15 protein-coding genes are annotated in these 11,326 nt (G+C 54.7%); 9 read left to right on the top strand and 6 right to left on the bottom strand.

Going from position 1 to position 11,326, the window contains the following annotated elements; all coding sequences use genetic code 11:
• The first annotated feature begins 9 nt into the window (after window positions 1-9).
• The 5 genes from urtE to ACOKCT_RS10655 all read left to right on the top strand — a co-directional run bounded on the left by urtE (window position 10) and on the right by ACOKCT_RS10655 (window position 2,971).
• On the top strand, window positions 10-708 hold the full coding sequence (gene urtE, locus ACOKCT_RS10675; RefSeq protein WP_103179547.1) for an urea ABC transporter ATP-binding subunit UrtE: 699 nt from the start codon (window positions 10-12) through the stop codon (window positions 706-708).
• A gap of 67 nt (window positions 709-775) precedes the next feature.
• Entirely contained in the window at window positions 776-1,417 is a 642-nt protein-coding gene (gene zinT, locus ACOKCT_RS10670) for a metal-binding protein ZinT (protein WP_103179548.1), read from the top strand.
• Window positions 1,418-1,559: 142 nt separating this feature from the next.
• Window positions 1,560-2,276: a hypothetical protein gene (locus tag ACOKCT_RS10665; RefSeq protein WP_420193466.1), complete on the top strand. Its 717-nt coding sequence runs from the start codon at window positions 1,560-1,562 to the stop codon at window positions 2,274-2,276.
• Window positions 2,277-2,279: 3 nt separating this feature from the next.
• Complete coding sequence (locus ACOKCT_RS10660; protein WP_214422593.1) at window positions 2,280-2,474, top strand: hypothetical protein; 195 nt, start codon at window positions 2,280-2,282, stop codon at window positions 2,472-2,474.
• A gap of 17 nt (window positions 2,475-2,491) precedes the next feature.
• Window positions 2,492-2,971 carry an Hcp family type VI secretion system effector gene (locus tag ACOKCT_RS10655; RefSeq protein ID WP_156654453.1) on the top strand — a complete coding sequence of 160 codons (480 nt, stop codon included), beginning with the start codon at window positions 2,492-2,494 and terminating at the stop codon, window positions 2,969-2,971.
• A gap of 68 nt (window positions 2,972-3,039) precedes the next feature.
• Here the strand turns inward: ACOKCT_RS10655 and ydeE are convergent, their stop codons facing one another.
• Window positions 3,040-4,233 (bottom strand): efflux MFS transporter YdeE, encoded by a 1,194-nt coding sequence (gene ydeE, locus ACOKCT_RS10650; protein ID WP_214421946.1) that lies wholly within the window; start codon window positions 4,231-4,233, stop codon window positions 3,040-3,042.
• A gap of 191 nt (window positions 4,234-4,424) precedes the next feature.
• Between ydeE and eamA the strand changes: the two genes are divergently transcribed.
• On the top strand, window positions 4,425-5,324 hold the full coding sequence (eamA, locus tag ACOKCT_RS10645; RefSeq protein WP_156654455.1) for an O-acetylserine/cysteine exporter: 900 nt from the start codon (window positions 4,425-4,427) through the stop codon (window positions 5,322-5,324).
• A gap of 32 nt (window positions 5,325-5,356) precedes the next feature.
• Here the strand turns inward: eamA and marB are convergent, their stop codons facing one another.
• Genes marB through marR form a run of 3 tightly spaced genes read right to left on the bottom strand, consistent with a single transcriptional unit; the run spans window position 5,357 to window position 6,462 of the window.
• Entirely contained in the window at window positions 5,357-5,572 is a 216-nt protein-coding gene (marB, locus tag ACOKCT_RS10640; protein ID WP_103179554.1) for a multiple antibiotic resistance protein MarB, read from the bottom strand.
• A gap of 53 nt (window positions 5,573-5,625) precedes the next feature.
• Window positions 5,626-6,009, bottom strand: coding sequence for an MDR efflux pump AcrAB transcriptional activator MarA (gene marA / locus ACOKCT_RS10635; protein WP_139156372.1), 384 nt, complete (start codon window positions 6,007-6,009; stop codon window positions 5,626-5,628).
• Window positions 6,010-6,027: 18 nt separating this feature from the next.
• Window positions 6,028-6,462 carry a multiple antibiotic resistance transcriptional regulator MarR gene (gene marR, locus ACOKCT_RS10630; RefSeq protein WP_103179556.1) on the bottom strand — a complete coding sequence of 145 codons (435 nt, stop codon included), beginning with the start codon at window positions 6,460-6,462 and terminating at the stop codon, window positions 6,028-6,030.
• Window positions 6,463-6,719: 257 nt separating this feature from the next.
• Between marR and ACOKCT_RS10625 the strand changes: the two genes are divergently transcribed.
• Window positions 6,720-7,385, top strand: coding sequence for a MarC family NAAT transporter (locus ACOKCT_RS10625; protein WP_103179557.1), 666 nt, complete (start codon window positions 6,720-6,722; stop codon window positions 7,383-7,385).
• Window positions 7,386-7,424: 39 nt separating this feature from the next.
• Here ACOKCT_RS10625 and ACOKCT_RS10620 read toward each other — a convergent pair whose 3' ends face one another.
• The gene (locus ACOKCT_RS10620; protein WP_325939855.1) at window positions 7,425-8,621 is read right to left on the bottom strand and encodes a sugar transporter; all 1,197 of its coding nucleotides are present in this window, start codon (window positions 8,619-8,621) and stop codon (window positions 7,425-7,427) included.
• Between the two features lie 175 nt (window positions 8,622-8,796).
• Here ACOKCT_RS10620 and ACOKCT_RS10615 point away from each other — a divergent pair, with 175 nt between their 5' ends.
• Together ACOKCT_RS10615 and ACOKCT_RS10610 are read left to right on the top strand one after the other, a co-directional pair.
• Complete coding sequence (locus ACOKCT_RS10615) at window positions 8,797-9,585, top strand: PhzF family phenazine biosynthesis protein (protein WP_156654457.1); 789 nt, start codon at window positions 8,797-8,799, stop codon at window positions 9,583-9,585.
• 17 nt (window positions 9,586-9,602) lie between these two features.
• A complete protein-coding gene (locus ACOKCT_RS10610; protein WP_156654458.1) occupies window positions 9,603-10,394 on the top strand; it encodes a PhzF family phenazine biosynthesis protein in 792 nt (263 codons plus the stop codon).
• Window positions 10,395-10,648: 254 nt separating this feature from the next.
• Here ACOKCT_RS10610 and ACOKCT_RS10605 read toward each other — a convergent pair whose 3' ends face one another.
• A complete protein-coding gene (locus tag ACOKCT_RS10605; RefSeq protein ID WP_103179561.1) occupies window positions 10,649-11,326 on the bottom strand; it encodes an SDR family NAD(P)-dependent oxidoreductase in 678 nt (225 codons plus the stop codon).

The raw sequence follows: 11,326 nt of genomic DNA, 5'->3' as shown, positions 1-11,326 counted from the left end.
GGAGCGCGGATGCTTAAGGTTAATGAACTCAATCAGTATTACGGCGGGAGCCATATCCTGCGCGGGGTCAGCTTTGAGGCGCTGCCCGGCGAAGTCACCTGCCTGCTCGGGCGCAACGGTGTAGGTAAAACTACGCTGCTGAAGTGTCTGATGGGGCTGATCCCGGCGCGCAACGGGGAGATCCTCTGGCAGGGAAAAAATCTCACCCAGGCAAAACCGCACCAGCGGGTGCAGGCGGGCGTCGCCTATGTGCCGCAGGGGCGGGACATTTTTCCCCGCCTGACGGTGGAGGAGAACCTGCTGCTCGGCTTATCGCGCTTTCCGGCTCGCGAGGCGAAGCAGGTGCCCGACGAGATCTGGCGGCTGTTTCCGGTATTACAGGAGATGAAGCAGCGTCGGGGCGGGGATCTTTCAGGCGGACAGCAGCAACAGCTGGCAATTGGCCGGGCGCTGGCCAGCCGTCCGCAGCTGCTGATTCTGGATGAGCCGACAGAGGGGATTCAGCCGTCAGTTATCAAGGAGATCGGCCAGGTGATCCGCCAGCTCGCCAGCCGGGGAGATATGGCGATCCTGCTGGTGGAACAGTTCTATGATTTTGCCGCCGAGCTGGCTGACAGTTATCTGCTCATGTCCCGGGGAAGCATTATCCAGCGCGGGCGCGGGGAGAATATGGAGCAGGAGGGTGTCCGCGGTCTGGTCGCAATTTAACAGGGTTGTTTTGCGCAATGTTATACTATAACATCCTCACTCACTTAAACGGAGTGAGGATATTATCTTGGCAGGACATATTGGTAAGTTTGCAATAACTCTGGGGGCGCTGCTGGTCAGCGGCCAGCTGTATGCCCATTCCCACGGACATCAGATGACCGAGGCGGAACAAAAAGCGGCTAACGGCGTGTTTGACGATAAAGATGTAAAGGATCGCCCGCTCTCAAACTGGGATGGCGTCTGGCAGTCGGTCTACCCGTTTCTGCTGAGCGGCGATCTCGACCCGGTATTCAAAAAGAAGGCGGAGAAAGACAAGAGTAAAACTTTTGATCAGGTAAAAGCCTACTACCGCACCGGTTACGCCACCGACGTAGAGAGCATCGGCATCGAAAATAATGTGATGGAATTTCATCGCGGGAAAAAGGTCGCCAGCTGCGAATATGTCTCTAGCGGCTACAAGATCCTGACCTACGCTTCCGGTAAGAAAGGGGTGCGCTACCTGTTTGAATGTAAGGACGCCAGCAGCCAGGCGCCGAAATTTGTCCAGTTCAGCGACCATATTATCGGCCCGCGCCAGTCCAGCCATTTCCATATCTTTATGGGCAACACCTCCCACGAGGCGTTATTAAAAGAGATGGACAACTGGCCAACCTACTATCCAAACGAAATGTATAAAGAGCAGGTCGTTGAGGAGATGTTGCACCATTAATTTCGGTGCGAGATGTGTGCCGGGTGGCGGCTGCGCCTTACCCGGCCTACGAATATTTCGGAATTCATTAATACTTTCTTCAAGTTATGTGTGCTTATATCTCATCCTGTAATGCTAATAAAAAATTACTGATGGGAGGGGTATGTATTTCAATGATGCAATCATTACTTCTGTGCAAGCTGATAAAATCCTTGCTCTTAAGTTTGATAAGGCGGTAGCAGGCGTCAAGGATAACGTCACCTCCACTCTTAAGCAAATGGAAGGTGGTGTAACCCGTGCATCGTATTATATATCTTGCTTTTTAGAGAATTATCAGGATGTATGTGCGAAACTTAAGCATGAGGATGTAAGGTTTATCTCTGGTCTTATTCAGTTATATAAAGATCGAGATGTTATTTTTGAAATGATTAGACTGTATATAGAAATTCATTTTAAAAATAAAACAGAAGGGCGTATTCAACATATCCTTCGCAAACTTGTTAAAGCTGGTGTTTATCTATCAACAACAGGCACGACGAACCGGCTGCTCACTATTTCTGTAGCAACTGCGATCTGCCAAAGCTACAGTTTTCATGCCATAGTACACGGGCGACTAAGTCAAGCCAGATCGCTGATTCTAAAAGGAAGCGTAAAAGCTACAGCAGTTTCGCTCAGCGTTTATGGTTTAGTTCATGAAGCAGCGCTTTGTGCTGATAATCTTAAGATTTTTAATGCATTTTATTATCAAGCGCTCTATACGCGTAAACTTGAGATGATGTATTTCATTATCGAGCCATTAATTACCCGTAGCCCCTATCTAAACCCCATGATTATATCAGATGATGAGCTTGTTGATTTAATCGTCAGGCTAATGAGGTAAATTATGCGGTTCTTAAAAAAATGGTTGAAAGAAGAGTTTATCCTGTTTCTATGGGGATGGGGATGTTGTTTATCAATTGTTGTATTTGCTATGTTCGCTGTCTCTCACTTTCCTGATGTTGCCATCGAGTTAACAGGATTATTCATTTTATTTCTTATTGGTTTTCACGTTTTTCTCTGGTTTAAATTTAAAAAGTGATAGAGAGGATATAAAATATGTCTAACCCCGCACATTTATGGCTTACGGATGACAACGGTTCACCCATAGTTGGTCCTTGTCTTATGCCTGCCCGACTTGGTTCTATTGAACTGCGGTCTGTTAGTCATCATGTTTGGTTACCCTCGGATCCAAATACGGGTAAACTAAGTGGGACCAGACTTCATACTCCTGTAAAAGTCCAGAAAGAGTTTGATAGAACGACGCCATTGCTGTTTCGGGCACTTTGCAAAGGCCGTACATTAAAAACAGCAACGCTTAAGATGTATCAAACCAACGACGCTGGTATTGAGGTAGAGTATTTCAATATTGTCATGGAAAACGTCAAAATTTGTGCCATTACGCCGAATTTGCATCCCAGTGGTATGACAAGCACGCACCTTGAAGATATTGAATTACGGTATGAAAAGATTCTGTGGAAGTACATCGATGGAAATATTCTCTACGAAGATAGCTGGAACCATCGTGTATTCGCGTAAAATGTGAACATTAAGCTCCAGTGTTATTCAGACTGGCCCGGCAAGCGCCGCGTCGCCGGGCGCTGCTCTCAAGCTACACGAGGTAATTCAACCCACGCCTTCACCCGCATCCCGCGTAAAATCATCATCCACGCCAGCACGATGGCGATCATCATTATCACAAACAGCGACCAGTGCGGGAGATGGGTCAAAATTAGGCCGGTGATCATCGGGTTAAACGCCGCACCCAGCCAGCCAAGGGCCTGGGCGGAGAAGTAGCTCGCTTTCATGCCCGGCGGGGCGATATTATCGATCAACATATATTCACCTGGCGCATATATAATTTCGCCGATGGTAAACACCGCCGCGGCAATCCCCCAGTAGACCAGATTCTCGCCGGAGAGCATAAACCCAGCCAGACCCAGGACGAAAAATAGGGTACCCAGGGTCATCAGCGGGCGAATATTACGTGCCGACAGTTTGCGACCAATGATGTATTGCAGGGAGACCACCAGCGCGGCATTCACCGGCAGCACCACGGCCACCACCTTTTGGGCAAAATCGCTGTCGTAATCGGCCGCCAGCACGTACTGAGAGATACAGCTGGCGAATGAGCCGCCCACATAGGAGGCCAGCAGCCCGGAGAGGGTATACCAGAACAGCGCCCGGTCACGAAGCAGCACTGACGGCTGCCACGGCACCGGGGCGTTTTCACCGTCGGCCGCCACGCTTTTTTGCACATAGCGCTGAACTAAAACCAGCGGCAGCGCAGCGCAGAAGGCGGCAACCCAGAACGGCAGTTGCAGGCTGTACATCACCAGCAGCGTGCTCAGCGGCGGTCCAATGGTCCAGCCAATGTTCAGAAAACTGTAGTTTAGCGAGAAAACGCGCGCCTTTTCTGCCGGGCTCAGCACATCGGAAAACCAGGCTTTCAGCACCGTGGAAAAGACCGAATAGGCGCAGTTGATCAGCGAGAATGCCAGCACCACCATGACTGCATTATCTACCAGCGGGATCGCCAGAAAGCCCAACGCCACTGCTGTAATGGCGATCAGCATATAGCGGTTTTTATCGAATTTGTCGGCCAGAATGCCAAACCCTAAGCTGAAGACCACGCCAATCGTCAGGGCCACCGTCAGGGCATAACCAATATTTTCCACGCTCATGTTGAAGACGCGGGTTAAATAGATGGTCATAAACGGCAGCGTAGCGCCGCGGCCAATGGTGAGTAATAGCGATGAGGCCAGCAGCGCTGCGGTTGAACGCCTGAGAGACTGTTTCATTTTCCTGCCCGACAAATGCATGTAAATTTTTGTAATATCTATCAGGATTATCACGCCATAAGCATCTTGTATAGCACCCAATTTATCCCTAAGTGCTTTGCCTGCCTGTCAGAATTAATGATCTGTTCCTCGCCCGTTTTTTTCGTTACTTTGATAAGTGTTTACAAAAATTTAATAAACAGGGGCAGGGTATGACGCGCAAAGATGGGCTGCTGGCGTTGCTGGTCGTGGTGGTCTGGGGACTGAATTTTGTAGTGATCAAAGTCGGGCTGCACAATATGCCCCCGCTGATGCTGGCCGGTTTACGCTTTCTGCTGGTAGCCTTCCCGGCGCTCTTTTTTATCGCGCGCCCGAAAATCCCGTTTCGTCTGTTGCTGGGCTACGGTCTGACCATCAGCTTTGGTCAGTTTGCCTTTCTGTTTTGCGCCATCAACTTCGGCATGCCCGCCGGGCTGGCTTCCCTGGTGTTACAGGCTCAGGCGTTCTTCACCATTATCCTGGGGGCGCTGGCGTTTGGCGAGCGGCTGCAGGGCAAGCAGCTGGCAGGTATTGTCCTGGCGGTGGTCGGGGTGCTGGTGCTTGCCGAAGCCAGCCTCAACGGGCAGCACGTCGCGCTGCTGGGCTTTTTACTGACCCTGGCGGCAGCGTTCAGCTGGGCCTGCGGCAACATTTTCAACAAAAAGATCATGCAGCTGGAGACGCGTCCGGCGGTGATGTCGCTGGTGGTGTGGAGCGCGCTCATCCCGATTGTCCCCTTTATGCTGGCCTCCTGGCTGATGGATGGCCCGACGGTCATGCTTAACAGCCTGGTCACTCTCGATGTCACCACCATTTTGTCGCTTTTCTACCTGGCCTTTGTCGCCACCATTATCGGCTATGGCATCTGGGGCTCGCTGCTCGGACGCTACGAAACCTGGCGGGTGGCGCCGCTGTCGCTGTTAGTGCCGGTGGTGGGGATCGCCAGCGCGGCGCTGCTGTTGGATGAAAAGCTCGGCGCATTGCAGCTTGCAGGGGCGGTTCTGGTGATGGCAGGGCTCTATATTAATGTCTTTGGTTTTCGTGTGCGCCGGACGGCGCGGGTGAGAAGCTAAAAAAAGCCCCGCGCGGGGCGGGGCAAAACGAATTAATTGTGCTGATTGTAGTACGGCACCCCTAATTCGTCTGATTTGTCGCTGCCTGCACCCATATGGTTAAAATCGTGGGGCGACTGACCGTTAGCGGTCGGCAGAATCATCGTGTCACGGCTGTGTGGCTGCGGCACGGATGGCGTTTGCTCCGCAAAACTCTGGCCTGAGACCAGCACCAAAGCGGTAAAGGCGGCGGAAGCGAATAGTTTCATGATTTCCTCGATACGTCTTAGAGCCTAACCCACCAGGCTCTTAATACAGGCGATTAGCAGTTACAGTGATTGATCGGAAGCAGATACCGGGATTCCCCATGCATATTGGTAATACGGTATTTATGCGGCGGCACATCGAAGTAGTTCTTGAACGTGCGGGTCAGGGTCTGTTGCGATTCAAACCCGTAACGCTCAGCCAGATAGAGGATCGGCTCGTTACTTTCCTTCAGCTTCTGTGCGATTTCCGTTAATTTGCGGCTGCGGATGTACTGGCCTAATGAGTGGCCGGTCTCTTTTTTAAACATCCGTTGCAGGTGCCATTTTGAGTAACCTGAGCGCTCAGACACTTTTTCAAGCGAGAGCGGTGACTCCAGGTTATCTTCGATCCAGTCCAAAATGCTATGAATAGTGATGGCGTCAGTATTGCGTCTGGACATCGTCATACCTCTTTCTGTTTACGGCAGGATTTTCTTAAGCAAATGCTCAAGAGTTGCCACTTCGTCCGCCGTTAAGTTTTTTGTTAGTTCCTGGTGCAGCTCTTGTCCTACTAATTGATGACATTGTTCACACATGTCCGCGCCGTTGCTGGTCAGTTGCAACAGCACGCCACGTTTGTCATTCGGATTCGGGCGGCGTTCAATCCACCCTTTGCAGACCAGCCGATCGATCATTCGGGTCAGCGCGCCGAGGTCCACAGATAAGATTTTCTTCAGCTCAACCGGGGTAATACACACTTCGCAGCGCACAGAGCAGAGCACTTTAAACTGCGTTGCGGTGATATCCAGCGGCGACAGATAGTCATTGAGCAGGCGATCTTTCTTCTGGTTAACCATATAGATAAGGCGACCCAGCGGAATGATTTCGTTGAAGAGGTCACTGGTGCTTTTCACAATGGTTGCCCTGGCAAGTAGTTTAATCACGGCAGATATTATTGCTCAGGCAACTATAAGTCAACTGAATGCATTTGCTTATGACACGATTTGCTAAAGTGATTCAGCTCACGTTTTTGCCCGTTTTGCCGTTCTATCTATCACCAGAATAAATTGATTTCGTAACGAAAATATTACTTACGATGTGTGCGTGGCTGAAACAGGCGGTTTAACCTTATACTTGCCCGGTTATATTTGGATAAGGACAACTCAGTAAAATGGTTGATTTAATTAAAGCAATTGGGCTTGGGCTGGTGGTACTGCTGCCGCTGGCTAACCCGTTAACTACCGTTGCGCTGTTCCTGGGTCTGGCGGGGGATATGAACCGTGAGCAACGTAATCACCAGTCGCTCATGGCGTCCGTGTATGTCTTCGCGATCATGATGGTGGCGTACTACGCCGGGCAACTGGTGATGAACACCTTCGGGATCTCTATTCCCGGCCTGCGTATCGCGGGTGGGCTGATCGTTGCTTTTATCGGATTTCGAATGCTGTTCCCGGCGCAAAAAGCGACGGATACCACCGACGCGCAGGACGCGCTTGAGGAGAGGTCGGGTAAAGAGGTGCCGAATATCGCCTTTGTACCGCTGGCGATGCCAAGCACCGCAGGGCCGGGGACCATTGCGATGATCATCAGCTCCGCCTCAACGGTGCGCAGTGGCAGCGCCTTCCCGGAGTGGGTAATTATGCTTGCGCCGCCGCTGATCTTCGCCCTTATCGGCGTGATCCTGTGGGGCTGTCTGCGCAGCTCCGGCGCCATTATGCGCTGGGTGGGTAAAGACGGTATCGAAGCGATCTCCCGTCTGATGGGCTTCCTGCTGGTCTGCATGGGCGTGCAGTTTATCATTAACGGCGTGCTGGAAATTATCCAGACCTACCCTTAATCATTGAACCGGGTGGCATTCCGCCACCCGGTCGCCTCGCTAGCCGTGATGGGGCTGCTCTTCCAGCGTGACGGGCCATTTGCGGAAAATCAGTACCGACCAGATTAACGCCGCCAGCGCCGGTATCGCCCCCAGATAGCCAATTGATGCCATCGACAGATGCAGGCTTATCTGATTCCCCACCAGCGCACCTGCGCCAATCCCCAGATTGAAAATGCCGGAAAAGAGCGCCATCGCCACATCGGTGGCATCGGGCGCCAGCGCCAGCACTTTAACCTGCATCCCAAGTCCGATAATCATGATCGCCACGCCCCAGACCAGGCTCAGCAGCGCCAGATGCATTTCGCTTCCGGAGGCGGGGAGCAGAAGCAGCAGACAGACCAGCAGCAGGCCAATGGCGCTGCTCACAAGCGTAGAGGCGTGACGATTGCCGAGCTTACCGAACAGCAGACTGCCAATAATGCCCGCGCCACCCAACAGCAACAGCAGTACCGTGGCAAAGCGGGCGCTGAATCCGGCAACCGACTGCACAAACGGCTCGATATAGCTGTAGGCGGTGTAGTGGGCCGTCACCACCACGACCGTCAGCAGATAGAGGCTCATCAGCGCAGGGCGACGCACCAGCAGCGGCAGGCTTTTCAGGGAGCCGGAGTGCTCGCTCGGCAGTTTCGGCAACAGTTTGATCAGACACAGCAGAGTGAACAGCGCCCCGAGGCCGATAATGAAAAAGGTGGTACGCCAGCCAAAATATTGCCCGACGATGCGGCCCAGCGGGAGCCCGAGCACCATTGCCAGCGCGGTGCCGGTCGCCAGCAGGCTCAGCGCCTGGGCGCGCTTCCCGGCCGGGGCCAGGCGGATGGCCAGCGAGGCGGTAATCGACCAGAAAATGGCGTGGGCAAAGGCAATCCCGATCCGGCTAATCACCAGCACCGTGAAGTTCCAGGCCAGGAACGACAGCACATGGCTGGCGATAAACAGCACAAACAGGCCGATCAGCAACGCACGGCGCTCAATCTGGCTGGTGAGCAGCATAAAGGGGAGCGACATCAGCGCCACCACCCAGGCGTAGATGGTGAGCATGATCCCCACCTGCGCCGTCTCCATGCCGAAGCTGCTGGCGATGTCCGAGAGCAACCCGACCGGGACGAACTCCGTGGTGTTAAAGATAAACGCGGCGACGGCCAGGGTCACCACCCGTAGCCATGCGACCCGGCGGGAAACTGTGTTGGTTGTCATAGGAATGTCAGGGATTGGTTACGTATATGAGGTGTTTTGATCTTAAAACCAACATTGGTAGAAATACAATCATTTTGTGATGCAGATCTCACTATGGTGGCAAAGTAATCGCTGGTGGAATCGGTTAATTTCCATGAATATAGGATGCAACATTAAGTTAACAGTAGGTAGAGCGATGCAGGAAATTGAGTTTTATCTCGTTGATGCGTTTAGCGATAGCGCATTTGGCGGTAATCCGGCGGCAGTGTGCCCGCTTGCGGAGTGGTTACCGGACGAGACGCTGCTGAAGATGACGCAGGAGCATAACCAGTCGGAGACCGCCTTTTTCGTGCGCCATAAAGGTGGCATCGAACTGCGCTGGTTTACCACCCACGGCGAGGTTAACCTCTGCGGTCACGCGACGCTTGCCACCGCCTGGGTGTTGTTCAACGAGATGGACTATCCCGATGCCCGGGTCCATTTTGATACCGCCTCCGGCAGGCTCACCGTCAGCCGCGACGGTGACTGGTTAACCCTCGATTTCCCGGCCTGTCCGACGGAGGCCCAGACTCCACCGCCAGAGATGCTCCATGCGCTTGGGATCGACCGCTACGTCGAGGCCCGTAAGGGACGTGCCTGGGTGCTGGTGCTGGAAAACCGTCAGCAGGTTGAGGCGGTTACGCCTGATATTCAGGCCATGACTCCCGGCGAGCACAAAGTGTCGATTACCGCCCGGGGCGAGGGCGAATACGATTTTGTCAGCCGCTTTTTCTCGCCGGGCGTGGCATTGTGGGAAGATCCGGTCACCGGCTCGGCGCATACCATGCTGATCCCCTACTGGAGTGAAAAGCTGAACAAAACCTCGCTGTTTGCCCGCCAGGTCTCTGCCAGGGGCGGCGATGTGCGTTGTGAACTGAAGGGCGACCGGGTGCTGATGAGCGGGAAGGCATCGCTCTACATGAAAGGTCATCTGTTTTTACGCTAATAACAAGGGTTAACCCAATGAAAGAAATACAATTCTATCTGGTCGATGCGTTTAGCGACCGCGCATTTGGTGGGAATCCTGCAGCCGTTTGCCCTCTGGAGGCGTGGCTGCCGGATGAGGTTCTGTTAAAGATGGCACAGCAGCATAACCAGTCGGAGACCGCTTTTTTCGTGCGCACCGATAGCGGTTTTGAGCTGCGCTGGTTTACCACGCTGCATGAAATTAACCTGTGCGGTCACGCCACGCTTGCCAGCGCCCACGTGATTTTTGAGTATCTCGACTACCCGCACACGGAGATCGTCTTCTCCACCCGCTTTGTCGGCGAACTGCGGGTTAAGCGCAGCGGCGACTGGCTGACGCTGGACTTCCCGGCATGGGGTTGTGAGGCGGTGGAAAATCCTCCCGAACGGCTGTTCAGCACCCTGGGTATCCGCGAGGCGAAAGAGGTGCGGGCAGGGCGCGATTATATGGTAGTGCTGGAAAACCAGCAGCAGGTTGAGGCCCTAACCCCGGATATCGACGGCATGATGCCGCTGGGTAAGATGGTCTGCGTCACCGCCCCGGGGGATGAGTATGACTTTGTCAGCCGCTTCTTCTGCCCGGGCGAAGGGGTGGCGGAAGATCCGGTTACTGGCTCCGCCCACAGCATGTTGATCCCTTACTGGAGCGAGAAGCTGGGGAAAACCGCGATGCAGGCTCGCCAGGTCTCCGCCCGCGGGGGCGATCTGCGCTGCGAGCTGAAGGGCGACCGGGTATTGATTGGTGGCCAGGCGGCGCTCTATCTGAAGGGCACCGTGTTCCTGCGTTAGCATCATAAGCCCGGCGGCGCTGCGCTTGCACGGGCCTACAAAACCCCGCAGGCCGGGTAAGGCGCAGCCGCCACCCGGCAAATTCCATGCCGCACTCGCCGTAGGCCGGGTAAGGCGCAGTCGCCACCCGGCAAATTCCATGCCGCACTCGCCGTAGGCCGGGTAAGGCGTAGCCGCCACCCGGCAAATTCCATGCCGCACTCGCCGTAGGCCGGGTAAGGCGCAGCCGCCACCCGGCAAACAGGCCGCACCAATCACGCCAGCGACGCCCCCCCGCACAGCACCAGCTCCTGCCCGGTGACGGGCGCAGCCTCGGCGCTCAGCAGATAGCTTACCATTGCCGCTACCTCTTCCGGGGCGATCAGCCTCCCCATCGGCGGCACTTTTGGCGGCGATGCTTCCCGACCTGGCGCGCTCAGCATCGGCGTCTGGGTTGCCCCCGGCGCGACCACGTTGGCGGTGATCCCCCGCGGCGCCAGCTCTGCCGCCCAGCTGCGCACCATGCCTACCAGCGCCGCTTTGGTGGCGACATACTGCGACCGGCCCGCGGCGCCGCGTGAGGTACGGCTGCCGATAGCCACCAGCCGCCCACCGGCGCTCATCCGTGGGGCAAAGTGGTTGAACAGGATCTCGGCGGCGTGAATATGCAGCCCCCACAGGCGGGCGCTGACTGCCGGATCCAGCTCACCGAGCGGGGCGGCAGCCATCATCCCTGCGGCATGAACAATCGCCTGTGGCACCGGAAGGGCGTTGAGCGCGGCAGTAAATGTGACAGTGTCACTTATATCGACGCTCAGGCTGGTGAAGTGCGGATGGGGGTTATCCACACCGCGACGACTGATCCCCGTTACCTGCCAGCCCTCGGCCAGCAGGCGGTTTACGATCGTTTCGCCGATGCCGGAGCTGGCTCCCGTGACGATGGCTGAACGCAT

The sequence above is a fragment of the Leclercia sp. M-A074-M genome (assembly GCF_965195605.1).
In the GTDB taxonomy this organism is placed as follows: domain Bacteria; phylum Pseudomonadota; class Gammaproteobacteria; order Enterobacterales; family Enterobacteriaceae; genus Enterobacter.
The sequence above is the reverse complement of the archived record's forward strand: the minus strand, read 5'-3'. Positions and strand labels throughout refer to the sequence as shown.

Bases quoted from the DNA above. Each gene is read 5' to 3' on its own strand.
- urtE (WP_103179547.1), top strand. From the start codon at position 10: ATGCTTAAGGTTAATGAACTCAATCAGTATTACGGCGGGAGCCATATC.
- ACOKCT_RS10665 (WP_420193466.1), top strand. From the start codon at position 1,560: ATGTATTTCAATGATGCAATCATTACTTCTGTGCAAGCTGATAAAATC.
- ACOKCT_RS10660 (WP_214422593.1), top strand. From the start codon at position 2,280: ATGCGGTTCTTAAAAAAATGGTTGAAAGAAGAGTTTATCCTGTTTCTA.
- ACOKCT_RS10655 (WP_156654453.1), top strand. From the start codon at position 2,492: ATGTCTAACCCCGCACATTTATGGCTTACGGATGACAACGGTTCACCC.
- ydeE (WP_214421946.1), bottom strand. From the start codon at position 4,233: ATGAAACAGTCTCTCAGGCGTTCAACCGCAGCGCTGCTGGCCTCATCG.
- eamA (WP_156654455.1), top strand. From the start codon at position 4,425: ATGACGCGCAAAGATGGGCTGCTGGCGTTGCTGGTCGTGGTGGTCTGG.
- marB (WP_103179554.1), bottom strand. From the start codon at position 5,572: ATGAAACTATTCGCTTCCGCCGCCTTTACCGCTTTGGTGCTGGTCTCA.
- marA (WP_139156372.1), bottom strand. From the start codon at position 6,009: ATGTCCAGACGCAATACTGACGCCATCACTATTCATAGCATTTTGGAC.
- ACOKCT_RS10625 (WP_103179557.1), top strand. From the start codon at position 6,720: ATGGTTGATTTAATTAAAGCAATTGGGCTTGGGCTGGTGGTACTGCTG.
- ACOKCT_RS10620 (WP_325939855.1), bottom strand. From the start codon at position 8,621: ATGACAACCAACACAGTTTCCCGCCGGGTCGCATGGCTACGGGTGGTG.
- ACOKCT_RS10615 (WP_156654457.1), top strand. From the start codon at position 8,797: ATGCAGGAAATTGAGTTTTATCTCGTTGATGCGTTTAGCGATAGCGCA.
- ACOKCT_RS10610 (WP_156654458.1), top strand. From the start codon at position 9,603: ATGAAAGAAATACAATTCTATCTGGTCGATGCGTTTAGCGACCGCGCA.
- ACOKCT_RS10605 (WP_103179561.1), bottom strand. From the start codon at position 11,326: ATGCGTTCAGCCATCGTCACGGGAGCCAGCTCCGGCATCGGCGAAACG.